Genomic DNA, 24,939 nt, shown 5'->3' on the forward strand with positions numbered 1-24,939 from the left:
GGCGGAAAACAAAATCCGCTTACTTTACCAACCACACGCAGCAGCGACAAGGCGCAAAAATCATCTGCAGCGGTGAAAATTTGTGCAGTACGTTTCCTTTGTTACAAATGCATCCCCGGATTCCCTCAGGGCTGAGTAAACAGCAGCGTCCCTCATCTTCATTTGTAACCCGTTAAAGGTCGTTCACTGGCGTTTTGCTCGTCATACTCAAAGCTACAGGCGCGATATTCTACGTGAAAACAAATTAAACGGCAGGTCAAACAGAGTATCTTTGCAAATATTTTTTCACATTGGTGTCAAGCGGCTGAGAGGCGGCAAAAAAATCCCCCTGACCTCCTGTTACACCGCGCTCTGTCAACATCTGCCATTCACTTCGTGAACGCACGCCTGCGGCAAATACTTGTGTTTGCGTTCCTTTACATGCTTCCACCAGACTCTGTACCAGCAGTTGGTTTTCCGTGCGCTTTTCGATATTCCTTACCAGACCTGGATGTAACTTTAATAACTCAACATCCAGCTCCTTGATCCAATGGGTACTGACCAGCGTTAAACCGGCCTGCGTGACCGCTACTCGCGCACCCAACGCATTGATCAAACGCACCACCGCACGTAACCGGCTGATGTGTTGACCTACATCCGCCTCAGCAAGTTCAAAAATAATGCGTTTGCGTTGCGATTTTTCGCATTGCATTAAAGTATCGCGCAGCCAGCGCTGAAAACGAGGGCGTATTAACGACTCTACGGTAACCTGTAATGCCAGGTTTTCTTCCGGCCAAAATGATAAAAACGGAATCACCCGGGTTATCTGCTGGCGGTCATACTCTTCGGATAATCCAAATTGCAGCACCATCGGCAGGTATTCAGCAGAAATAACCTCTTCCGAACCGTCAAAAATACGGCACATCAACTCGCGGTGGTGCACATTTCCATTTTTCAGGACCGCCGGTTTTTGATAGATCCGTGGCCCGCCACGACTGAGCATTTGCTCAATCAAAGTACGCCAGCGCACGTTTCCGCGTCCTTTCTCCGGCAGCGAATCGTCGTAAACCGCCCATCCGTTTGCGCCCTGCAATACGGCGTTGCGGGTAGCGGCTTCCGCATGCTCCATCACCTGTTCAGTCGATTGCCCACCGCGCCAGGCACAGATCCCCATATGTACCATATCGTCTCTGTCGAGCATTTTGCTTTGCGGCAGCGCATCGACGGCTTTCAGTAGCTGGCTGGCGATACTTTCAGCCTCTTTTAACGTGCGGTGCGGCAATAACACGGCAAAGTCGCTCCGGTGATAACGTGCCAGGAGGGCTCCCGGGTAGCGCATGATAAAAGTAGACAGGAGATTGATCAGCGTAAAGAGGTTCTCTTCCGCCACGCGCTGTCCCCAGGTGTCGCGCAGCAGATCGAAATCCGGTAAGCGAACCATCATGACCACGCCGTGGGTGCCCACCTTTTCAGAATCATCCAACAACGTCGCCAGCTGATTATCAAAAAAGAGACGGTTATTCAGACCGGTTTTATTATCCTGTGCCGCGTAAGAGCGGATCAACGTGTCCATGCGGCTACGCTGGTCGCTGGCGAACTGGATTTCAGAGAGCAACACATCCAGTGCGCTGCTGGTGCGCGTCGGCCATTCATAGACCGAACCCCGCACCTGCGGGCCTCGTTCACCGTTCAGGATCCTTATGGAGCGTGTTTCAAGCAATTCTTGTCCGGCAAGCTGACGGCGCAACCAACGAACCGCCAGAAAAATAAGCAGCACGATAAAAGCAACAGCAATGGTGAGAGGTGCGGTGGTCATCAACGAGTGGAAATAGTTGGCCATCGGATCCTGATAGACCATGCGAATGGTCATACCTGGATGTTTAAGCGAATCGACCGTGACGACCCGATACTGACTGACCGTGCCGGCTGGACGGTAGCTCCCCCGACGGCTGTGACTGAAAACTGTCTGCTTTCCCTGGACGATATCTACCCGAACAATATCAACCGGCACCATCAGCTCATCCAGCTCTGGCGACAGTGCCGGGAGTGAGGTCGTAATCAAACGCGTATCAATAACCGATGCAACCGACTCTACCCGATTAACCAGCTTGTCCTGGATGGCATTATAAAAACTTAAGGAGCAGCCAATCAGGGTGACAAAAATCGTTAACCCCGTTAGCAGGGTGATAAAAGCCGAGAACTTCGTCGTTAATCGCATCCTTGAGATTACTCCGTGGGTTGATGGGGTAGCGAGTAAGCGCTAACTTGCATTTGAGATGCGGCATACTACCAAACCTGGTGTATCTGGCAATTTATTGCGTTAAATCGGCATAGCGTTGCACTGAGCGAGTATAGTCTTCAGACGTTATTTTCCAATCATCTTAATCGTAATGGGGACCCTGTATGCAGGCTTTGATCTTAGAACAGCAGGACGGCAAAACGCTTGCCTCGGTGCAAGCCATTGAAGAGAGCCGACTGCCCGAAGGCGAAGTAACCGTCGATATCGACTGGTCCAGTTTAAATTACAAAGATGCACTGGCAATTACCGGTAAGGGTAAAATCATCCGAAATTTCCCGATGGTGCCAGGGATCGATTTTGCGGGCCGAGTGCATACCAGCGAAGATCCTCGCTTCCATGCTGGTCAGCAAGTACTGCTCACGGGCTGGGGCGTGGGAGAAAATCACTGGGGCGGGCTGGCCTCACAAGCCCGCGTGAAAGGTGACTGGCTGGTACCGCTGCCAAAAGGGCTGGATGGTCGCAAAGCGATGATCATCGGTACCGCAGGGTTTACCGCCATGCTGTGCGTGATGGCGCTTGAAGATGCCGGTATTCGTCCAGAGTCCGGTGAGATTGTCGTGACCGGTGCCAGCGGTGGCGTGGGTAGCACGGCGGTGACGCTGCTGCACAAGTTGGGGTATCAGGTTGCAGCGGTGTCTGGCCGCCAAAGCACCCATGACTATCTGCGCCAGCTCGGCGCCAGCCGAATTCTGGGCCGCGAAGAGTTTGCCGAAACTCGCCCGCTGGAAAAACAGATCTGGGCGGGAGCAGTGGATACCGTCGGTGACAAAGTCCTGGCGAAAGTGCTGGCGCAGATGAACTACGGCGGCTGCGTGGCGGCCTGTGGCCTGGCGGGCGGTTTTGCCCTGCCAACCACCGTGATGCCATTCATTCTGCGTAACGTTCGCCTGCAGGGTGTGGATTCCGTGATGACTCCGCCTGCCCGCCGTGCAGAAGCCTGGGAACGTCTGGTGCGCGACCTGCCGGATTCATTCTATACCCAGAGCGCCACCGAGATTACGCTCAGCCAGGCACCTGAATATGCCAGTAAAATCATGGACAACCAGTTCCACGGTCGTGCGCTGGTGAAAATTGCCTAATCTTCAATTTTTCGTGACATATTCGCGATAACGCTTCTCCTCCGTCATGCTTAGAAAAACGCATGACGGAGGATGCCATGAAAAACCGAAAACTGACGGAAGCCGACGTAACGTCAGAATCTGTCTTTATGTTACAGCGCCGCCAGATCCTGAAAATGCTTGGCATCAGCGCCACTGCGCTGACCCTTACTCCTGCGGCTCATGCCGATCTGCTCGACTGGTTTAAAGGCAACGATCGTCCGAAAGCCCCTTCCGGTGCCCCGCTCACCTTTACGAAACCGGCCGAATGGCAAAACAAACTGACGCTCACGCCGGAAGATAAAGTTACCGGCTATAACAACTTCTACGAATTTGGTCTGGATAAAGCCGATCCCGCCGCGAACGCGGGCAGCATGAAAACCGATCCCTGGACGCTGAAGATTGACGGTGAAGTGGCAAAGCCGCTGACGCTGGACCACCACGATCTCACCACCCGTTTCCCGCTCGAAGAACGCATCTACCGGATGCGCTGTGTAGAAGCCTGGTCGATGGTCGTACCCTGGGTCGGCTTCCCGCTGCATAAGCTGCTGGCAATGGTGGAACCCACCAGCAATGCAAAATACGTCTCCTTCCAGACGCGCTACGCCCCGGACGAGATGCCGGGCCAGAAGGATCGGTTCATCGGCGGCGGGCTTGAGTATCCTTATGTCGAAGGGTTACGCCTCGACGAAGCGATGCATCCCCTCACGCTGCTGACCGTGGGGGTGTATGGCAAAGCGCTTCCGCCGCAAAACGGTGCGCCTATTCGTTTAACCGTCCCCTGGAAATATGGCTTTAAAGGGATCAAATCGATCGTCAGCATTAAGCTTACCCGCGAGCGACCTCCAACCACCTGGAACCTGGCGGCACCCGGTGAATACGGTTTTTTTGCTAACGTGAACCCACACGTTGACCATCCGCGCTGGTCACAGGCTACCGAGCGGTTTATCGGCTCCGGCGGTGCACTGGATGTGAAACGCCAGCCTACACTGCTGTTTAATGGCTATGCGGATGAAGTGGCATCGCTCTATCGTGGGCTGAATTTACGGGAGAACTTCTGAGTGCGTTTAACCGTTAAGCATATAGCCTGGCTCAAAGTGTTATTGCATCTGGCCGGTTTGCTTCCTTTTATCTGGCTATTCTGGGCGGTCAGTCACGGCGCATTCAGCGCCGATCCCGCGAAAGATATTCAACATTTTACCGGTAGGATGGCTCTGAAATTTTTGCTGGCAACCTTGCTGATATCGCCGCTGGCGCGCTACGCTAAACAACCACTTTTGATACGCACCCGTCGGCTGCTGGGGTTATGGTGTTTTGCCTGGGCGACGCTGCACCTCACCAGCTACGCGCTTCTGGAGTTGGGCATTAATAATCTGGCACTGTTAGGCCGCGAACTGGTTACCCGTCCGTATCTGACGCTGGGCATTGTAAGCTGGCTGGTGTTGCTGGCATTAGCGCTGACCTCCACGCAATATGCCCAGCGAAAACTGGGCAGGCGCTGGCAACTCTTGCACAACTTCGTCTATCTTGTCGCGATCCTCGCCCCCATTCACTACCTGTGGTCAGTGAAGATTTTATCGCCGCAGCCGGTCATCTATGCCCTGCTCGCACTCGCGCTTTTAGCGTGGCGTTATAAGAAGTTCCGCCAGTGGTGGCGATAGTTCACGAAACTGTGCGTTTTCCCGCAGATTACTTATCAACCGTGAATCTTTTTCCGATAGCGGTTGATAATCTTCCCTGATAAGACCAGTATTTAGCTGCCAAATGCTACGAAATCGTTATAATGTGCGACTTCGGTTTTCCGGACGGGGGTTTTAGGCCTCTGAAAGGGTGACATTTGCGCTTTGAAGGTATATTTTGTTTTTTACCCGAAAATCGCAGGAGATAGCGGCACAATGGCTGATAAATTCCAGATCTTAGTTTTGAACGGACCGAACCTGAACATGCTCGGCACCCGTGAGCCAGAGAAATATGGCACGCTGACATTGAGCGAAATTGTTAACCGTCTGAGCACGGAAGCAGCTTCGTTGAATGTGGATTTGGACCATTTTCAGTCAAACGCGGAGTACGCAATCATCGACCGTATTCATCAGGCTAAAGACAATGTGGACTATATCCTGATCAATCCGGCCGCGTTTACGCACACCAGTGTAGCTATTCGCGACGCACTGCTCGCGGTGAGTATCCCGTTTATCGAGATCCATCTGAGTAACGTGCACGCCCGAGAGCCGTTCCGCCACCATTCCTATCTGTCAGATATCGCCGCTGGCGTGATCTGTGGTCTGGGTGCAGACGGTTATTCATACGCTTTACAGACAGCGGTAAAACGCTTGTCACAATCAAACTAAACAAGAGTACGGAACCCACTCATGGATATTCGTAAGATTAAAAAACTGATCGAGCTGGTTGAAGAATCAGGCATCTCCGAACTGGAAATTTCTGAAGGCGAAGAGTCTGTACGCATCAGCCGTGCAGCCCCAGCCGCTAGCTTCCCGGTAATGCAGCAAGCTTATGCTGCGCCAGTGCAGCAGCCTGCGCTTTCGGCAGCCGTTGCGCCAGCCGCAGAAGCCGCACCTGCAGCAGCTGCAGAAATCAGTGGTCACATCGTACGTTCCCCAATGGTTGGTACTTTCTACCGCACCCCGAGCCCGGACGCGAAGGCGTTCATCGAAGTGGGTCAGAAAGTCAACGTAGGCGATACCCTGTGCATCGTTGAAGCGATGAAAATGATGAACCAGATCGAAGCTGACAAGTCAGGTACTGTGAAAGCGATTCTGGTCGAAAGTGGTCAGCCGGTAGAATTTGACGAGCCGCTGGTCGTCATCGAGTAACGAGGCGAACATGCTGGATAAAATTGTTATCGCCAACCGTGGCGAGATTGCACTGCGTATTCTTCGTGCCTGTAAAGAACTGGGCATCAAGACCGTGGCCGTGCACTCAAGCGCGGATCGCGATTTAAAACACGTATTGCTGGCGGATGAGACGGTCTGTATTGGCCCGGCTCCGTCCGTAAAAAGCTATCTGAACATCCCGGCTATCATCAGCGCCGCTGAAATCACCGGCGCGGTGGCAATTCATCCGGGTTACGGCTTCCTCTCTGAGAACGCCAACTTTGCTGAGCAGGTTGAACGCTCTGGCTTTATCTTCATCGGCCCGAAAGCCGACACCATTCGCCTGATGGGCGACAAAGTGTCTGCAATTACTGCGATGAAAAAAGCCGGTGTTCCAACCGTACCAGGCTCTGACGGCCCTCTGACCGACGACATGGATGCTAACCGTGCTCATGCTAAACGCATTGGCTACCCGGTTATCATCAAGGCGTCCGGCGGCGGCGGCGGTCGCGGTATGCGCGTTGTGCGCAGCGATGCTGAACTGGCGCAGTCCATCTCCATGACCAAAGCAGAAGCGAAAGCCGCTTTCAGCAATGACATGGTGTACATGGAAAAATACCTGGAAAACCCACGCCACATCGAAATTCAGGTGCTGGCTGACGGTCAGGGTAACGCCATCTATCTGGCTGAACGCGACTGCTCCATGCAGCGTCGTCACCAGAAAGTGGTCGAAGAAGCGCCAGCACCGGGCATTACCCCGGAACTGCGTCGCTACATCGGCGAGCGTTGCTCCAAAGCGTGTGTCGATATCGGCTATCGCGGTGCAGGTACCTTTGAGTTCCTGTTCGAAAACGGCGAGTTCTATTTCATTGAAATGAACACCCGTATTCAGGTTGAACACCCTGTGACAGAAATGATCACCGGCGTTGACCTGATCAAAGAACAGCTGCGTATCGCTGCAGGCCAGCCGCTGTCCATCAAGCAGGAAGAAGTTGTGGTGAAAGGCCATGCGGTAGAATGCCGTATTAACGCCGAAGACCCGAACACCTTCCTGCCAAGCCCGGGTAAAATCACGCGTTTCCACGCGCCGGGTGGCTTTGGTGTGCGCTGGGAGTCTCATATCTACGCCGGTTACACCGTACCGCCGTACTATGACTCAATGATCGGTAAGCTGATCTGCTACGGCGAAAACCGTGACGTGGCGATTGCCCGCATGAAGAACGCCCTGCAGGAGCTGATCATCGACGGCATTAAAACCAACGTCGATCTGCAGATGCGCATCATGAGCGACGAGCACTTCCAGAATGGTGGGACTAACATCCACTATCTTGAGAAGAAACTCGGTCTGCACGAGAAGTAAGACTGCAACAACGCGAAAAGGCCGGATTATCCGGCCTTTTTTATTTCTGGGGATCGCCAGGCCCCATCATGTACAATCCCCGCTTTCTTCATCCACAAGGGACATAAAATGGACAAGCGTTTTGTTCAGGCCCATAAAGAAGCGCGCTGGGCGCTGTGGCTGACCCTTCTCTATCTTGCCGCATGGTTAGTAACTGCTTACTTACCTGACTCCGCTATTGGCATCACCGGCCTGCCGCACTGGTTTGAAATGGCCTGCCTGCTGGTACCGTTGGTCTTTATCCTGCTGTGCTGGGCAATGGTGAAATTCATTTATCGTGATATCCCGCTGGAGGACGATGATGCAGCTTGAAGTCATTCTGCCGCTTATCGCTTACTTGTTAGTGGTATTTGGTTTGTCCGTTTACGCCATGCGGAAACGCACGACAGGTAGCTTCCTGAACGAGTATTTCCTCGGTAGCCGCTCGATGGGCGGCGTCGTGCTGGCCATGACGCTGACCGCGACCTACATCAGCGCCAGTTCATTTATCGGTGGACCCGGTGCCGCCTATAAATACGGGTTAGGCTGGGTGCTGCTGGCAATGATCCAGCTTCCTGCCGTCTGGCTCTCGCTCGGCATACTGGGCAAAAAATTTGCCATTCTGGCGCGCCGTTACAATGCCGTGACGCTCAACGATATGCTGTTTGCCCGCTACCAGAGCCGTTTACTGGTGTGGCTGGCCAGCTTAAGCCTGCTGGTGGCCTTTATTGGCGCGATGACGGTACAGTTTATCGGTGGGGCACGTCTGCTGGAAACGGCTGCCGGGATCCCCTACGAGACAGGCTTGCTCATCTTCGGGGTAAGCATTGCGCTGTATACCGCGTTTGGCGGATTCCGCGCCAGCGTGCTGAACGATACCATGCAGGGCATGGTTATGCTCATCGGTACTATTGTCCTGCTGGTCGGCATCGTCCACGCCGCGGGCGGCCTGAGCCATGCGGTTGAAACGCTTGAGGCGATCGACCCAAAACTGATTTCGCCGCAGGGTGCGGATGACATCCTTTCTCCAACATTTATGACCTCGTTCTGGGTATTAGTGTGCTTTGGGGTCATCGGTCTGCCGCATACAGCTGTGCGCTGCATCTCTTATAAAGACAGCAAAGCCGTCCACCGGGGTATCATTATCGGTACTATCGTTGTCGCGATCCTGATGTTTGGTATGCATCTGGCGGGCGCATTAGGGCGCGCGGTGATCCCCGATCTCAGCGTGCCGGATCTGGTGATCCCAACGCTGATGGTTAAAGTGCTTCCACCGTTCGCTGCCGGGATTTTCCTTGCCGCACCGATGGCCGCCATTATGTCGACAATCAACGCTCAGTTACTGCAAAGTTCCGCTACGATCATTAAAGATCTTTATCTGAACCTGCGCCCTGAGCAGGTTGAAAATGAACGACGCCTGAAGCGTATGTCGGCCGTTATTACGCTGGTGTTAGGCGCATTGCTGCTGTTAGCCGCCTGGCGCCCACCGGAGATGATCATCTGGCTGAACCTGCTGGCATTTGGTGGCCTTGAAGCGGTATTCCTGTGGCCGCTGGTGCTAGGGCTCTACTGGGAACGCGCAAACGCTGCGGGCGCGCTGAGCGCCATGATCGTCGGCGGTGTGCTGTATGCCGTGCTCGCAACATTTAAAATTCAGTACCTGGGCTTCCATCCGATTGTGCCTTCGTTACTGCTAAGTTTACTGTCGTTTGTGGTGGGAAACCGTTTCGGTCAGCCCGTCCCACAACCCGCTATGATTTCTACTGATAAATAAAGAGTTTTGCCATGCCGTGGATCCAACTAAAACTGAACACAACCGGCGCTAACGCCGAGGAACTGAGCGATGCGCTGATGGAGGCCGGCTCGGTCTCTATCACCTTCCAGGACACGCATGACACGCCGGTCTTTGAGCCGCTGCCGGGCGAAACCCGCCTGTGGGGTGATACCGACGTTATTGGCTTGTTTGATGCCGAAACCGATATGAAAGAGGTTGTCGCGATTCTGGAGCATCATCCACTGCTGGGCGCGGGCTTTGTGCACAAAATCGAACAGCTTGAAGACAAAGACTGGGAGCGCGAATGGATGGATAACTTCCACCCGATGCAGTTCGGCAAACGTCTGTGGATCTGCCCAAGCTGGCGCGAGGTTCCCGATGAAAATGCGGTCAACGTCATGCTCGACCCAGGCCTGGCGTTTGGTACCGGCACTCACCCAACCACATCCCTGTGCCTGCAGTGGCTGGATGGTCTGGATCTGGACGGTAAGACGGTGATCGACTTCGGCTGTGGTTCCGGGATCCTCGCGATTGCCGCCCTGAAACTGGGTGCGGCAAAAGCCATCGGGATCGATATCGATCCGCAGGCGATTCAGGCCAGCCGCGACAATGCCGAGCGTAACGGCGTCTCCGATCGTCTGGAGCTGTATCTGCCGGATGCTCAGCCTGAGGCCATGAAAGCCGACGTGGTAGTGGCAAACATCCTGGCAGGCCCATTACGTGAACTGGCACCGTTAATCAGCGTGCTGCCCGTTGAGGGCGGTCTACTGGGGCTTTCTGGTATTCTGGCAAGCCAGGCTGACAGCGTCTGTGAAGCCTATGCCGATCTCTTCGCGCTCGACCCGGTGGTTGAGAAAGAAGAGTGGTGCCGCATTACCGGTCGTAAAAAATAAGCTTTTGGCGTGGTCCTCTGACCACGCCTTTTTCCCTTTGATATTTCTCCCGCCTTTCACCTGTCTCCGCTAAAATAACCCTACAAATCATGTGTGTTAGTTTTGATTTGAATAATAAAATTCACAGGAAGAATATAATGAAACACGTTTATGGCAAGGCAGCGCTGCTGGCGCTGAGCATGGTCTCGGCTTCCGCTATTGCATCACACTGGAGTTATCAAGGAGAAGGCGCACCGGAGCACTGGGGCGAGCTGGATGAGGCGTACAAGACCTGCAAAAGCGGGATGAACCAGTCTCCCATTAACATTGATTCCACCGAGAAAGCGCACCTCTCAGCGCTGGAAACACACTATACTGACGGGCCCGTTACGCTGACAAACAACGGGCATACTATTCAGGCCGTTGAAAAGGCGGATACTCGCGACAGCATCACCCTCGATAATCAAACCTGGACCTTACAGCAGTTCCACTTCCACGCGCCGAGTGAAAACACGGTGCACGGTAAGTCGTTCGCAATGGAAATGCATCTGGTACATAAGAACGAAAAGGGTGAGCTGGTGGTGGTTGCCGTGATGTTTAATCAAGGTGCCGCTAACGCTGAGCTGAATAAACTTTGGGGCGTGATGCCGGGCCAGGTTGACCAGAACGTCAGCATCAAGCCAAACCTCGACATGAACCAGCTGCTGCCAAAAGATAAAACATACTGGCGCTTTAGCGGGTCACTCACCACCCCACCGTGCTCCGAGGGCGTCATCTGGATTGTGCTCAAACATCCGCTGACCGTCTCAGCAGAACAGTTGGGTAAATTCACCCACACGATGCATCACGATAATAACCGTCCGGTACAGTCACTTCATGGCCGCGTCGTCGTTGAATAATGTGCATTTTTCGCGCTGAGATGATGTTCTAAAATGCGACGTAGATCGCAAAGAAGCGGGATAATCTGCTGTTAAAAACAGCAGATTATCCCGCCCAAGTGAGACATTTATTCAGAAATGATGAGAAGTTACGGGAAATTGTAAGCGCCCATAAAATAACCATCAGCGCATAACATAATGATTTAAATAGTGAATAATTTTCACCAGTCAGGCTGAGCGGCGATTCCTTGATCTACAGCAGTGGATTGTTCAAAGTTTGGCCTTTCATCTCGTGCAAAAAATGCGTAATATACGCCGCCTTGCAGTCACAGTATGGTCATTTCTTAACTCATGCGCATCGGACACCACCAGCTCAGAAATCGCCTGATCGCAGCGCCAATGGCAGGTATTACCGACCGGCCGTTCAGGACGCTGTGCTACGAGATGGGAGCCGGTCTAACCGTTTCCGAGATGATGTCGTCTAACCCGCAGGTGTGGGAAAGCGATAAGTCCCGTCTTCGGATGGTGCATGTGGATGAGCCAGGTATTCGCACCGTGCAAATTGCCGGAAGCGTGCCTGAAGAGATGGCAGACGCCGCGCGTATCAACGTGGAAAGTGGTGCCCAAATTATTGATATCAATATGGGTTGCCCGGCCAAGAAAGTGAATCGCAAGCTTGCAGGTTCAGCCCTTCTGCAATACCCCGACCAGGTGAAGTCAATCCTGACGGCGGTTGTCAGCGCAGTGGACGTTCCTGTTACGTTAAAGATTCGCACGGGTTGGTCGCCGGAACACCGTAACTGTGTAGAGATTGCCCAACTGGCCGAAGACTGTGGCATTCAGGCCCTGACCATTCATGGACGCACTCGCGCCTGTTTGTTCAACGGTGAAGCTGAATACGACAGCATTCGGGCAGTTAAGCAGAAAGTTTCCATTCCGATTATCGCGAATGGCGACATTACTGACCCGCTTAAAGCCAGAGCTGTGCTCGACTATACGGGAGCTGATGCTCTGATGATAGGACGTGCCGCTCAGGGAAGACCCTGGATCTTTCGGGAAATCCAGCATTATCTGGACACTGGGGAGCTGCTTGCTCCGCTGCCACTGGCAGAGGTCAAGCGCTTGCTTTGTTCGCATGTTCGGGAATTGCATGACCATTACGGTCAGGCAAAAGGGTACCGAATTGCGCGTAAACACGTCTCCTGGTATCTCCAGGAGCACGCTCCAAATGACCAGTTTCGGCGCACATTCAACGCCATAGAGGATGCCAGCGTACAGCTGGAGGCGTTGGAGGCATACTTCGAAAATCTTGCGTAATGAAATAAAGAGCTGACAGAACTATGTTCGAACAACGCGTAAATTCTGACGTACTGACCGTATCTACCGTTAACTCCCAGGACCAGGTAACTCAAAAGCCCCTGCGTGACTCGGTTAAACAGGCACTGAAGAACTATTTTGCTCAACTGAACGGTCAGGATGTTAATGACCTGTATGAGCTGGTACTGGCTGAAGTTGAACAGCCACTGTTGGACATGGTGATGCAATACACCCGCGGTAACCAGACCCGCGCTGCGCTGATGATGGGTATCAACCGTGGTACTCTGCGTAAGAAACTGAAAAAATACGGCATGAACTGATACTAATCAGTTAACTGCTTGTTTAAAAAGGCGCTCTTCGGCATGGGGAAGCGCCTTTTTTATTGCCCGCAATGGCAACCGTCAACGCTTTGTAAACCTTCACGTCTCCCGCTTTTAAAGCGCGACTTTTCGTGTATATTTCCAGCACCTTACTGGTTCTTTCCTGCGGAATAGCACAATGATTCGTAAATACTGGTGGCTGGTTGTTTTTGCTGTCTCTGTTTTCATTTTCGATGCGCTGCTGATGCAGTGGATTGAACTGATGAGCACCGAAACCGATAAGTGCCGAAATATGAATTCCGTAAATCCTCTAAAACTGGTCAATTGCTCTGAGCTCGACTAGCCTAAGAACATCACCAAAAACACGATAATCACACAGTAAAAACGGGGATTTAAATCCCTTTGAGTCATTACCTTACGGTGATAATGTCTCGCCCTTCCCAACCGCTCTTGCGTAACCTCACACTTGAGTAGAACCGTCCATGCTGGTCAGCCAATACAATCACATCCTGGTAGTCCTCTCCTTTGTTGTTGCCATCCTTGCTGCGTATACCGCGCTGAACATGGCTGCACGTGTTGCCGGGAGTCAGGGCGTCGCTGCCCGCGTCTGGCTGGCTGGCGGCGGTATTGCAATGGGCATTGGCGTGTGGGCCATGCATTTTATCGGCATGCTGGCGATGGACCTCTCCATGAGCATGAGCTACAACGCCACTCTGACCGTGTTATCCATGATTATCGCCGTGGGTTCATCGGTGTTTGCGCTATGGCTCGTAAGCTGCGAGCAATTACGCTTGCGCCGACTGTTGCCCGGCGCGTTGGTGATGGGAAGCGGTATTGTTGCCATGCATTACACCGGCATGGCGGCGCTGGAAGTGATGCCTGGGATTATCTGGGACAAGGTCTGGGTGGCCATTTCGGTCGCGATTGCGCTTGCCGCTTCACTCGCGGCATTATGGCTGACATTCCGCCTGCGTCACGAAGCCGCGCAGGTCGTGCTGATGCGCATGGGTGCCGCCGTCACGATGGGAATTGCCATTGCCGGAATGCACTATGCTGGCATGAAAGCGGCGCAGTTTCCGATGTCCACAATGGTTCACCATGAAGGCATCAACGGGAGCTGGCTGGCGGTGCTGGTCAGCGTCGTCGCGCTCTCTATTCTTGGGATCACCCTGCTGGTGTCGATGCTGGATGCCCGCCTTCAGGCACGTACTGCCCTTCTGGCCTCGTCGCTTGCAGAAGCGAACCGAGAACTCGCACAACTGGCGCTGCACGATACCCTGACGCGGCTACCCAACCGTATCCTGCTGGAAGACAGACTCGATCAGGCTATCAGTAAAGCAGACCGCGAGGGTACGCACTTCGCGCTTATGTTCATGGATCTCGACGGGTTTAAAACCATCAATGACGCCTACGGGCATGATGTTGGCGATAAACTCCTGGTCGCCGTGACGGAGCGTTTGCTGCTGCCACTGAAGGGCCAGTTCACTCTCGCCCGCATCGGTGGCGATGAGTTTGTTCTGCTGGCGGAGAGTGAAGGCCCGGATGATGCGGCCTCGCTGGCCAGTTCGCTGGTTCGCGCTATAGATAACCCGTTCAACCTGGAACCTTATGAACTGGTGGTGACCCTCAGCATTGGGATCGCGCTTTACCCGCATGACGGCAAAACCGATCGCGAACTGATGTTCAATGCCGATGCGGCGATGTACCACACAAAACACATGGGCCGGAACGGGTATCATTTTTTCCAGCCCTCCATGAATACGCTGGCGCAGACCCATCTGCAGTTGATGAACGACCTGTGGCTGTCCATCGATCGCGATGAACTTCGTTTGCTCTATCAGCCTAAATTCCATGCCCCTGCAGGCCCTCTCCTCGGTTTTGAAGCACTACTACGCTGGCAACATCCGAAGCAGGGATTATTGACGCCCGAACTCTTCCTGCCGCTGGCAGAAAAAACGGGGCTGATTATTCCCATCGGTAACTGGGTTATCAATGAAGCCTGTCGCCAGTTGCGTGAGTGGCACCTACAGGGGCACCGTAACTGGTCGATGGCGGTGAACCTGTCGACGCTGCAGTTTGAACAACCTTCACTGGTAAAAACGGTGCTCGACTGCCTGACCCGTCACAACGTCCCTCCGGAAATGCTGATCCTTGAAGTGACCGAAACCACAGCGATGAGCAACCCTGACGAAAGCGTGCGGGTACTGACAGAACTGACCAATGCCGGGGTGAAAGCCTCCATTGATGACTTCGGAACCGGATACTCAAGCCTGCTCTACCTTAAGCGCCTACCCGCCAGTGAACTGAAAATTGATCGTGCTTTTGTGCAGGAATTGAGTGGGGAAAGTGAAGATGCCACCATTGTCTCAGCCATCGTGGCGCTGGCAAAAACCCTAAATCTAAAAGTGGTGGCGGAGGGTGTAGAAACTGAAGCACAGCAAACGTTTTTGACCGAGCTGGGCTGTCACACGCTTCAGGGTTATCTGTTAGGTAAGCCGGTCAGTGCTCAGACTATTGAGGCACTTTGTGAACATGGGGAGATGTTGCCCGGCGCGGAAGTATAAACGTCATCCTGCGGCGACACGCGTATCACAGGGAGTGTCCCCAGGATGTTGTCGACCAGCGCTGGTGCCTGCTGATAAAGATTAAAACTGTCGCTATTCATTAACCAGTTTTTAATTATCCCGCTAAAAAAGCCATGGAGAACGATCAGCGTCAAATCAACATTGACCTGCGGTGAAATCACTTTCCGTGAAATGCAATTCTCCAGCGTCGCGCGCAGATAATCATTGTTAAAACCAATACGTTTACGAATTTCACACTCTGAAATCATATCATTTTTAAATTCACATTTGTGATACAGAATTTGTAAAAGCGCACACTGACGTGGTTCACGCGCGATATATTGCAACGCTGTGATAAATTGCTCACGGAGCATTAACAACGGGTCATCATTTTCGGTGAGCGATAACCTGTCACGAATAATTTCACGCAGGGGGATCTGCTGCTCCCAAATGGCATTAAATATTTCGGCTTTACTGGAAAAATGCCAGTAGACTGCGCCGCGCGTGACCTTTGCGGCATCTGCGATGTCCGTAAGCGTCGTGTTGGCTACGCCACGTGTAGCAAACTCACCGATAGCTGCCTCAATCAGCAGTTGCCGGGTTTTCTGGGCATCTTCTTTCTTTTTACGCGCCATAGACAGCTACTCGTTACTCACACGTTGAAGACTTAATTTTGGAATCAGGTAACAAAGTATTCCCTAAAATCGGTTTTAATTTTGCACAAAAAAAGTCAATCCTCTTAATTTATAATTAAGGTGAATGAATGAAAGTAATTAAATTCGCCACAGATATGAATGAGACCATTAAATCCCATTTACTTGATTATTCATGAGTAAGTATATCGTCTAATGCACCCGGTCTAATTCTGATTTTTCTCTTCCGCCCTCGTCATTCGCACTTATAAATTAAAAAACATTAAATACCCTCATTATTATATGCAGCTACATTTTTGTATTTGTACCCTGCCCCTGTCACCGATTTACGGCAAATATCGGTTAATGGGTATTTAAAGGAACAGTAATGACGAATCATTTCAGACTCTTACCCTTAGCCGGTTTTATTGTCTGCGCCGCACTGCTCACCGGATGCGATGGGCAGGAAAACCAGCAACAACATCCACAAGCCCCTCAGGTGAGTGTACACATTGTGAAAAGCGCTCCACTGGCAGTCACAACGGAACTTCCTGGCAGGACAGATGCGTATCGCGTTGCGGAGGTTCGTCCTCAGGTTAGCGGCATCATTCTGCGCCGTAACTTCACAGAAGGCAGTGATGTGAAGGCAGGCGACTCCCTTTATCAAATCGATCCTGCAACGTATCAGGCGGCCTATGACAGTGCGAAAGGCGAACTGGCGAAAGCGCAGGCGGCGGCGAATATTGCGCATCTGACGGTGAAACGCTATGTCCCGCTGGTCGGCACCCAGTACGTCAGCAAGCAGGAGTACGATCAGGCAGTGGCGACGGCACAACAGGCCGATGCCAGCGTCGTTGCCGCGAAGGCCGGTGTTGAAAGCGCGCGTATCAATCTTGCCTATACCAAAGTGACATCACCCATCAACGGACGTATCGGCAAATCTAGCGTCACCGAAGGGGCGCTCGTCACTAACGGGCAGGCAACCGCCCTGGCAACGGTACAGCAACTCGATCCCATCTACGTCGATGTGACTCAGTCCAGCAATGATTTTATGCGCCTGAAACAGACCAGCCTGGAAAAAGGGGATGCCACCAGCACCGTTGAGCTGTTGATGGAAAACGGTCAGCCATACCCGCAGAAGGGTACGCTGCAGTTCTCGGATGTGACGGTCGATGAAAGCACCGGCTCGATTACCCTGCGCGCGATTTTCCCGAATCCTCAGCATCAACTCCTACCCGGTATGTTTGTTCGCGCGCGCATTGATGAAGGCACACAGCCAAATGCTATTCTGGTTCCGCAGCAGGGCGTGACCCGTACACCGCGCGGTGACGCAACGGTGATGGTGGTTAACGATAAAAACCAGGTTGAGTCGCGTACCGTCGTTGCACCTCAGGCGATTGGCGACCGTTGGCTGGTGACGGAAGGGCTGAAAAATGGCGACCGTGTGATTGTTAGCGGCCTGCAAAAAGTCCGTCCTGGCGTCACCGTCGTAGCGACACCTGACACCGCTGCAACGCCAGCCAGTTAAGGACAACGACATGGCTAATTTCTTTATTCAAAGGCCGGTTTTCGCCTGGGTACTCGCTATTATTTTGATGATTGCGGGCGGGCTGGCTATTCTCAAACTGCCCGTTGCGCAGTATCCGACCATCGCCCCTCCTGCTGTTGCCATCACAGCAACCTACCCTGGCGCTGACGCCCAAACGGTGCAGGATACCGTGACGCAGGTTATCGAGCAGAACATGAACGGCATCGATAATCTGATGTATATGTCGTCCACCAGCGATTCTGCGGGTAACGTCACCATCACTCTGACCTTCGAGTCGGGTACAGATCCCGACATCGCGCAGGTGCAGGTTCAAAATAAACTTCAGCTCGCCATGCCGCTGCTGCCACAAGAAGTACAGCAGCAAGGGATTGGTGTTGAAAAATCCAGCAGTAGCTTCCTGCTGGTTGCGGGCTTCGTGTCGGACAATAAAAACCTGACTCAGGATGATATCTCTGACTACGTCGCGTCGAATGTGAAAGATGCGATTAGTCGCACAACAGGTGTTGGTGATGTGCAGCTGTTCGGTGCGCAGTATGCAATGCGTATCTGGCTCGACAGCAATGCGATGAATAAATACCAGCTGACGCCTCTGGATATTATCAATCAACTGAAAACGCAGAATGACCAGATTGCGGCCGGTCAGCTAGGTGGAACGCCATCTGTTCCGGGCCAGCAATTGAACGCCTCTATCATCGCGCAAACCCGTCTAAAATCGCCGGAAGAGTTTGGCCGCGTGACGCTGAAGGTGAACCAGGACGGCTCCATGGTGCACCTGAAGGATGTGGCTCGCATTGAGCTGGGCGGCGAAAACTACAACATGGTCACCAGGATCAACGGGCAGGCGGCTACGGGTCTCGGGATCAAGCTGGCAACCGGGGCAAACGCGCTGGATACGGCGGCAGCGATCAAGAGCAAGCTGGCGCAACTGCAGCAATTCTTCCCGCAGGGACTTAAGGTTGTCTATCCCTATGACACCACGCCATTCGTGAAAATCTCCATTCACGAAGTGGTGAAAACCCTGTTCGAGGCGATTGTTCTCGTCTTCCTCGTCATGTATTTGTTCCTGCAAAACCTGCGGGCAACGCTCATTCCTACGATTGCGGTTCCGGTCGTTCTGTTGGGGACCTTCGCGGTTCTGGCAGCATTCGGTTTCTCCATCAATACCCTGACGATGTTCGGGATGGTGCTGGCGATAGGCCTGTTGGTCGATGATGCGATTGTGGTTGTTGAGAACGTCGAACGCGTCATGGTTGAGGACAAGCTGCCGCCAAAAGAGGCCACGCAGAAGTCGATGGAGCAGATCCAGGGCGCGCTGGTCGGTATCGCCATGGTGCTTTCGGCAGTATTCATCCCGATGGCCTTTTTTGGCGGCTCGACGGGGGCCATCTATCGCCAGTTCTCACTCACCATTGTCTCCGCAATGGCGCTGTCCGTGCTGGTTGCACTGATCCTCACCCCTGCCCTTTGCGCCACATTGCTCAAGCCCGCGTCCAGTGAGCATCACGAGAAGAAAGGTGGCTTCTTTGGCTGGTTCAATACCCTCTTTGACAAGAGCGTGGAACACTACAGCAACAGCGTGAGCGGTATTCTTCGCAAGACCGGGCGCTACCTGGTGGTGTACGTGCTCATCGTCGGCGGCATGGCGGTGCTGTTCCTGCGCTTGCCGACCTCCTTCCTGCCTGAAGAGGACCAGGGGGTGTTTATGACGATGGTTCAGCTTCCTGCCGGTGCAACCCAGACACGTACGCAGCACGTTCTCGATCAGGTTCAGAACTACTACCTGACCAAAGAGAAAGCGAATGTTGCATCGGTCTTTACCGTTAATGGTTTTAGCTTTAGCGGCCAGGGGCAAAACTCCGGTATCGCCTTCGTCAGCCTGAAACCCTGGGAAGAACGCCCGGGGGAGAAGAATAGCGTTGAAGCCATTGTGGGACGCGCGACGAAAGCGTTCAGCCAGATCAAAGATGGCCTCGTATTTCCCTTTAACCTGCCCGCAATTATCGAGTTAGGAACTGCAACGGGATTCGATTTCGAACTGATCGATCAGGCCAACCTGGGACATACGCAGTTAACTCAGGCGCGTAACAAACTGCTCGGCATGGTAAAAGAGCACCCCGACCTGCTGGTTCGAGTGCGTCCTAACGGTCTGGAAGATACCCCTCAGTTCAAACTGGACGTAGATCAGGAGAAAGCGCAGGCCCTGGGCATCAGCCTCTCTGATGTCAACCAGACGATCTCGACGGCATTAGGGGGAACTTACGTAAATGACTTTATCGATCATGGCCGCGTGAAAAAAGTGTACGTACAAGCTGATGCCCGCTTCCGTATGTTGCCGGGAGACATCAACAACCTTTACGTGCGCAGTGCAAATGGTGAAATGGTACCGTTCTCCGCCTTTAGCAACGCCCACTGGGTGTATGGTTCTCCTCGCCTTGAACGCTACAACGGCATGCCATCAATGGAGATCCTCGGAGAATCCGCACCGGGTAAGAGTACCGGTGAAGCGATGGTCATGATGGAAAGTCTCGCCTCAAAACTCCCTTCTGGCATCGGCTACGACTGGACAGGTATGTCATATCAGGAACGACTTTCAGGCAACCAGGCACCAGCGTTGTATGCTATCTCACTGATCGTGGTGTTCTTATGCCTGGCTGCACTGTATGAGAGTTGGTCTATTCCATTCTCCGTCATGCTGGTTGTGCCATTGGGGGTGATTGGCGCGCTTCTCGCAGCATCATTGCGAGGACTGAACAATGACGTCTATTTCCAGGTCGGCCTTCTGACAACAATTGGGTTATCGGCCAAAAATGCCATCCTGATTGTAGAGTTTGCCAAAGACCTGATGGAGAAAGAGGGCAAAGGGATAATTGAAGCGACACTGGAAGCCTCCCGGATGCGCCTTCGTCCTATCCTCATGACTTCGCTGGCCTTTATTCTTGGCGTTATGCCGTTGGTAATGAGCAGCGGTGCCGGGAGCGGCGCGCAAAACGCTGTCGGTACGGGTGTGATGGGAGGAATGCTATCCGCAACGCTTTTGGCTATCTTCTTCGTGCCCGTATTCTTCGTGGTTGTCCGTCGACGCTTCACAAACCATAAACAATAACTCATCACTAAAAGGCACCTCTGGTGCCTTTTTATTTAAGATAAACAACAGTTTTAAATTTCTTCAGCTTCATATTTTCTCCATTAATTCTTTTTGTCGCTGAGTTTTCTCCATGATTTTTACAATTCACATAATTTGAGATTATTCCCCCTGCAACGCGAACTTCTGCCGGTGGTAAAATAGCCACTAATTCGTTAATTGCCGTTTTGGCTTTATGGCGAATGTGAGAAAATACTGAGGTAACATCATGAAAAGATTCATTTCCGTTGCACTTCTCGCTGCGCTGCTTGCTGGTTGCGCGCACGATTCTCCATGTGTACCGGTATACGACGATCAAGGCCGACTGGTTCATACCAACACCTGTATGAAAGGCACCACCCAGGATAACTGGGAAACAGCCGGTGCTATCGCTGGTGGTGCTGCCGCAATAGCGGGTCTGACGCTGGGTATCGTGGCTCTGACCAAATAACCACTGGGGCATGACTCATTCCTGAAAGCGCGGCTCTGTCCGCGCTTTTGCTTTTAAATAGTGCAGGAATTTCATATAAGTAAAAAAAGAGCCCTCTTTTATTCACGTCTGTTAATTTTAATAAGATTTACATCACATCTTTATTGCTTATCCTGACGAATTACCAATTCCATCGTGATGATTTTCACATATTAAATCCATTTAATACCCTGCCAATATTCACGGCTGAAACTACCTCTGGCTTTAACCACATCCTTCAACCAACTTTTGCTCTAATTTGTGGCGCAGGTTGGAATTTCGCACCGTTTAGGGGCATTCGATTTATTTAAGCCTGTCTACACTCAGCATTATGCGTTCACTTGTCTTTATTTAATCGAGCGCAAAACCTGGCATTACGTTTGCTTTATAAACGTTGGCCAAAGCCACAGACAGGTAAAAGCGTTTTAAAACGCCTCTATAACGATAAATTTCGCCACACAGGATCCATTATGAAAAAGACGATGATAGCCAGCCTGGCCGCCGCGAGCGTGTTGTTTGCTGTAACCGGTCAGGCGCAGGCGGGCACGACGCTTGATGCCGTTAAAAAGAAAGGTTTTGTACAATGTGGTATCAGTGACGGTTTGCCAGGCTTTTCCTACGCCGACGCGAACGGCAAGTTTACCGGTATTGACGTTGATGTCTGCCGTGGCGTTGCCGCAGCGGTTTTCGGTGATGACAGCAAAGTAAAATATACTCCACTGACGGCGAAAGAACGTTTCACTGCGCTACAGTCTGGCGAAGTTGATATGCTCTCCCGCAATACGACCTGGACCTCCTCACGCGATGCGGGAATGGGAATGTCATTTACCGGCGTCACCTATTACGACGGCATCGGCTTCCTTACTCACAATAAAGCCGGTCTGAAAAGCGCTAAAGAGCTGGATGGTGCGACCGTTTGCATCCAGGCTGGTACTGATACAGAGCTTAACGTCGCGGACTACTTCAAAGCCAATAAAATGAAATACACCCCAGTCACCTTTGATCGCTCCGATGAGTCGGCTAAGGCGCTGGAGTCTGGCCGTTGCGATACCCTGGCGTCTGACCAGTCACAGCTCTACGCATTACGCATCAAATTGAGCAACCCTGCCGAGTGGGTTGTCCTGCCGGAAGTGATCTCCAAAGAGCCTCTTGGCCCCGTCGTTCGCCGCGGCGATGAGGACTGGTTCTCGATTGTTCGCTGGACATTGTTTGCCATGCTGAACGCCGAAGAGATGGGAATCAGCTCGAAAAACGTCGATGAGAAAGCCGCTAATCCGTCCACGCCAGATATGGCACATCTCCTGGGCAAAGAGGGTGATTTCGGCAAGGATCTGAAGCTGGATAACAAGTGGGCTTATAACATCATTAAACAGGTCGGTAACTATGCCGAGATCTTTGAGCGCAATGTGGGTTCGGAAAGCCCGCTGAAGATCAAACGCGGCCAGAACAATCTCTGGAATAACGGCGGTATTCAGTACGCTCCGCCAGTACGTTAAGTCTTTGCTGTAACGGGCACTGCAAGCGCAGTGCCCAGTCCAGAGTCATGGTTACCGAGGTTTTTTATGTCCCATCGCCGCTTAGCCGTAAAAGGATCACTGTCCTTTTCTCATCCCGCGGTCCGCGCCTGGCTGTTCCAGATTATTGCTGTTGTCGTGGTTGTGGTTATCGCCATTTATTTAATCCACAACACCGTTACCAACCTGAATAACCGAGGCATCACCTCTGGTTTTGCCTTTCTGGATCGCAGCGCGGGTTTTGGTATTGTTCAGCATCTTATTGATTATCAGGAAGGCGATACGTATGGACGCGTATTTATCGTGGGTCTGCTGAATACGCTGCTGGTGTCAGCGCTCTGTATTGTGTTCGCTTCCGTACTCGGTTTTTTCCTTGGTCTGGCCCGACTTTCTGAAAACTGGCTACTGCGGAAACTGTCGACCATTTATATCGAAACTTTTCGTAATATCCCGCCACTGCTGCAGATTTTCTTTTGGTATTTCGCTGTCCTGCGTAACCTTCCCGGTCCGCGCCAGGCCGTGGATGCCTTCGATCTTCTTTTTCTGAGCAACCGTGGGTTATACATTCCCTCTCCGCAGGTCGCTGAAGGGCTCTATGCCTTCATCATCGCAATAATTATTGCACTCGCGATTTCTGTCGGCTTGTTCCGCTATAACCGTAAGCATCAGATCAAAACCGGGCAGTTGCGTAAAACATGGCCGATTGGTGCTGCACTGATTGCTGGCCTGCCGTTAGTTGCCCACTGGCTATTTGGCGCGGCCTTGCACTGGGATATTCCGCATCTGCGTGGGTTTAACTTCCAGGGCGGGATGGTGTTAATTCCGGAACTGGCCGCACTGACGCTGGCGCTCTCAATTTATACCTCCGCATTTATTGCGGAAATCATCCGCTCTGGGATCCAGGCTGTGCCTTACGGGCAGCATGAGGCGGCGCGCTCACTGGGCTTGCCAAATACCGTGACGCTTCGCCAGGTCATTATTCCGCAAGCTTTACGGGTCATCATCCCGCCACTGACCAGCCAGTACCTCAATATTGTCAAAAACTCATCGCTAGCCGCTGCTATCGGCTACCCCGATATGGTGTCACTGTTCGCTGGGACCGTGCTTAACCAGACCGGACAAGCGATTGAAACTATTGCCATTACTATGTCTGTTTATCTGATCATCAGCCTGATGATTTCATTGTTGATGAACCTTTATAACCGCCGTATAGCACTGGTTGAGCGCTAAGGATCCATGATGACAAAAGCGATATTGTCGCACTCCTCGCGTTCTGCCAGCACAACTGGTGGGCGCTTCATTATTTGGGCACGTAAGAACCTGTTCTCCAGCTGGAGTAACAGCCTGCTGACGGTTGTTTGCCTGTGGTTAATCTGGGAACTGATCCCGCCGCTGCTTAACTGGGCTTTCCTGCAGGCGAACTGGGTGGGCTCCACGCGCGCTGATTGTACGAAAGCGGGTGCATGCTGGGTCTTTATCCACGAACGTTTTGGTCAGTTCATGTATGGATTGTACCCACACGAACAGCGCTGGCGGATCAATCTGGCGCTGGTTATCGGTCTGCTCTCCATCGCCGTAATGTTCTGGAAAAAGCTTCCTCACCGTGGCCGATACATTGCGAGCTGGGCTGTCGTTTATCCGATCATTGTTTGGGTGTTGTTGTATGGCGGTTTTCTGGGGCTTGAGCGTGTTGAAACCCGTCAGTGGGGCGGACTGACGCTGACGCTCATTATTGCTTCTGTGGGGATCGCTGGCGCTCTGCCGTGGGGGATTTTACTGGCTCTGGGACGGCGATCAAAAATGCCGGTCGTACGCATCCTCTCCGTTATATTCATAGAATTCTGGCGTGGCGTACCGCTTATCACCGTTCTGTTTATGTCGTCGGTCATGCTGCCGCTGTTTATGGCAGAAGGCACAACGATAGATAAACTGATCCGTGCCCTGGTCGGGGTGATTCTATTTCAGTCAGCCTATGTTGCTGAGGTTGTGCGTGGTGGTCTGCAGGCATTGCCTAAAGGACAGTACGAAGCCGCTGAATCTTTGGCACTCGGTTACTGGAAAACTCAGGGCCTGGTCATTCTCCCGCAAGCACTCAAGCTGGTCATTCCGGGTCTGGTCAACACGATCATTGCCCTCTTCAAAGATACCAGTCTGGTGATCATCATCGGATTGTTCGATCTCTTCAGCAGCGTACAGCAGGCTACCGTTGACCCTGTCTGGCTGGGTATGTCCACCGAGGGATATGTCTTCGCTGCCCTGATCTACTGGATCTTCTGTTTTAGCATGTCGCGCTATAGCCAGCATCTGGAAAAGCGCTTTAACACCGGGCGTACACCGCACTGAGG

The 24,939-nt window shown here is 52.5% G+C and carries 22 protein-coding genes; 20 read left to right on the forward strand and 2 right to left on the reverse strand.

From position 1 onward, the window contains the following. Nucleotides 1–256: 256 nt before the first annotated feature. Complete coding sequence (gene csrD / locus N2K86_RS20120; protein ID WP_260659748.1) at nucleotides 257–2,197, reverse strand: RNase E specificity factor CsrD; 1,941 nt, start codon at nucleotides 2,195–2,197, stop codon at nucleotides 257–259. 185 nt (nucleotides 2,198–2,382) lie between these two features. On the opposite strand from csrD, the gene acuI reads away from it, so the two are divergent. The 14 genes from acuI to N2K86_RS20190 all read left to right on the forward strand — a co-directional run bounded on the left by acuI (nucleotide 2,383) and on the right by N2K86_RS20190 (nucleotide 15,309). Continuing rightward, a complete protein-coding gene (gene acuI / locus N2K86_RS20125) occupies nucleotides 2,383–3,357 on the forward strand; it encodes an acrylyl-CoA reductase (NADPH) (protein ID WP_260659749.1) in 975 nt (324 codons plus the stop codon). 77 nt (nucleotides 3,358–3,434) lie between these two features. Beyond that, nucleotides 3,435–4,436 carry a protein-methionine-sulfoxide reductase catalytic subunit MsrP gene (gene msrP / locus N2K86_RS20130; protein WP_260659750.1) on the forward strand — a complete coding sequence of 334 codons (1,002 nt, stop codon included), beginning with the start codon at nucleotides 3,435–3,437 and terminating at the stop codon, nucleotides 4,434–4,436. Then, complete coding sequence (gene msrQ / locus N2K86_RS20135) at nucleotides 4,437–5,036, forward strand: protein-methionine-sulfoxide reductase heme-binding subunit MsrQ (RefSeq protein ID WP_260659751.1); 600 nt, start codon at nucleotides 4,437–4,439, stop codon at nucleotides 5,034–5,036. A gap of 234 nt (nucleotides 5,037–5,270) precedes the next feature. Then, nucleotides 5,271–5,723, forward strand: coding sequence for a type II 3-dehydroquinate dehydratase (gene aroQ / locus N2K86_RS20140; RefSeq protein ID WP_260659752.1), 453 nt, complete (start codon nucleotides 5,271–5,273; stop codon nucleotides 5,721–5,723). 21 nt (nucleotides 5,724–5,744) lie between these two features. Next, complete coding sequence (accB, locus tag N2K86_RS20145; protein ID WP_010436174.1) at nucleotides 5,745–6,206, forward strand: acetyl-CoA carboxylase biotin carboxyl carrier protein; 462 nt, start codon at nucleotides 5,745–5,747, stop codon at nucleotides 6,204–6,206. A 10-nt stretch (nucleotides 6,207–6,216) separates the two neighbouring features. After that, the gene (gene accC, locus N2K86_RS20150) at nucleotides 6,217–7,566 is read left to right on the forward strand and encodes an acetyl-CoA carboxylase biotin carboxylase subunit (RefSeq protein WP_010436177.1); all 1,350 of its coding nucleotides are present in this window, start codon (nucleotides 6,217–6,219) and stop codon (nucleotides 7,564–7,566) included. A gap of 108 nt (nucleotides 7,567–7,674) precedes the next feature. Continuing rightward, nucleotides 7,675–7,917 carry a YhdT family protein gene (locus N2K86_RS20155; RefSeq protein ID WP_006178860.1) on the forward strand — a complete coding sequence of 81 codons (243 nt, stop codon included), beginning with the start codon at nucleotides 7,675–7,677 and terminating at the stop codon, nucleotides 7,915–7,917. Further along, nucleotides 7,907–9,358 (forward strand): sodium/pantothenate symporter, encoded by a 1,452-nt coding sequence (panF, locus tag N2K86_RS20160; protein ID WP_260661736.1) that lies wholly within the window; start codon nucleotides 7,907–7,909, stop codon nucleotides 9,356–9,358. Before N2K86_RS20155 ends, panF begins: the two co-directional genes overlap by 11 nt. 11 nt (nucleotides 9,359–9,369) lie before the next feature. Continuing rightward, entirely contained in the window at nucleotides 9,370–10,251 is an 882-nt protein-coding gene (gene prmA, locus N2K86_RS20165) for a 50S ribosomal protein L11 methyltransferase (protein ID WP_260659753.1), read from the forward strand. Between the two features lie 137 nt (nucleotides 10,252–10,388). Beyond that, a complete protein-coding gene (locus N2K86_RS20170; protein ID WP_260659754.1) occupies nucleotides 10,389–11,129 on the forward strand; it encodes a carbonic anhydrase in 741 nt (246 codons plus the stop codon). Between the two features lie 330 nt (nucleotides 11,130–11,459). Next, entirely contained in the window at nucleotides 11,460–12,425 is a 966-nt protein-coding gene (dusB, locus tag N2K86_RS20175) for a tRNA dihydrouridine synthase DusB (protein ID WP_010436190.1), read from the forward strand. A 23-nt stretch (nucleotides 12,426–12,448) separates the two neighbouring features. Beyond that, nucleotides 12,449–12,745 carry a DNA-binding transcriptional regulator Fis gene (gene fis / locus N2K86_RS20180; RefSeq protein WP_000462905.1) on the forward strand — a complete coding sequence of 99 codons (297 nt, stop codon included), beginning with the start codon at nucleotides 12,449–12,451 and terminating at the stop codon, nucleotides 12,743–12,745. Nucleotides 12,746–12,923: 178 nt separating this feature from the next. Continuing rightward, nucleotides 12,924–13,088, forward strand: coding sequence for a DUF2556 family protein (locus tag N2K86_RS20185; RefSeq protein ID WP_003860373.1), 165 nt, complete (start codon nucleotides 12,924–12,926; stop codon nucleotides 13,086–13,088). Nucleotides 13,089–13,227: 139 nt separating this feature from the next. Further along, nucleotides 13,228–15,309 carry a putative bifunctional diguanylate cyclase/phosphodiesterase gene (locus N2K86_RS20190; protein ID WP_260659755.1) on the forward strand — a complete coding sequence of 694 codons (2,082 nt, stop codon included), beginning with the start codon at nucleotides 13,228–13,230 and terminating at the stop codon, nucleotides 15,307–15,309. Here the strand turns inward: N2K86_RS20190 and envR are convergent. Further along, nucleotides 15,252–15,944 carry an acrEF/envCD operon transcriptional regulator gene (gene envR, locus N2K86_RS20195; RefSeq protein ID WP_260659756.1) on the reverse strand — a complete coding sequence of 231 codons (693 nt, stop codon included), beginning with the start codon at nucleotides 15,942–15,944 and terminating at the stop codon, nucleotides 15,252–15,254. The genes N2K86_RS20190 and envR overlap by 58 nt on opposite strands. Before the next feature lie 385 nt (nucleotides 15,945–16,329). On the opposite strand from envR, the gene N2K86_RS20200 reads away from it, so the two are divergent. From N2K86_RS20200 to N2K86_RS20225, 6 genes are all read left to right on the forward strand, one after another. Further along, entirely contained in the window at nucleotides 16,330–17,469 is a 1,140-nt protein-coding gene (locus N2K86_RS20200; RefSeq protein WP_108416095.1) for an efflux RND transporter periplasmic adaptor subunit, read from the forward strand. Between the two features lie 10 nt (nucleotides 17,470–17,479). Continuing rightward, nucleotides 17,480–20,593 carry an efflux RND transporter permease subunit gene (locus tag N2K86_RS20205; RefSeq protein ID WP_260659757.1) on the forward strand — a complete coding sequence of 1,038 codons (3,114 nt, stop codon included), beginning with the start codon at nucleotides 17,480–17,482 and terminating at the stop codon, nucleotides 20,591–20,593. A gap of 247 nt (nucleotides 20,594–20,840) precedes the next feature. Further along, on the forward strand, nucleotides 20,841–21,062 hold the full coding sequence (locus tag N2K86_RS20210) for a lipoprotein (protein ID WP_006178893.1): 222 nt from the start codon (nucleotides 20,841–20,843) through the stop codon (nucleotides 21,060–21,062). 488 nt (nucleotides 21,063–21,550) lie between these two features. After that, nucleotides 21,551–22,576 (forward strand): amino acid ABC transporter substrate-binding protein, encoded by a 1,026-nt coding sequence (locus tag N2K86_RS20215; protein WP_260659758.1) that lies wholly within the window; start codon nucleotides 21,551–21,553, stop codon nucleotides 22,574–22,576. Between the two features lie 66 nt (nucleotides 22,577–22,642). Further along, nucleotides 22,643–23,824 (forward strand): amino acid ABC transporter permease, encoded by a 1,182-nt coding sequence (locus tag N2K86_RS20220; RefSeq protein WP_260659759.1) that lies wholly within the window; start codon nucleotides 22,643–22,645, stop codon nucleotides 23,822–23,824. Nucleotides 23,825–23,833: 9 nt separating this feature from the next. Continuing rightward, nucleotides 23,834–24,937: an amino acid ABC transporter permease gene (locus tag N2K86_RS20225; protein ID WP_260661737.1), complete on the forward strand. Its 1,104-nt coding sequence runs from the start codon at nucleotides 23,834–23,836 to the stop codon at nucleotides 24,935–24,937. The last annotated feature ends 2 nt before the right edge of the window (nucleotides 24,938–24,939 follow it).

The organism is Enterobacter mori (assembly GCF_025244905.1).
Lineage (GTDB): Bacteria > Pseudomonadota > Gammaproteobacteria > Enterobacterales > Enterobacteriaceae > Enterobacter > Enterobacter mori_A.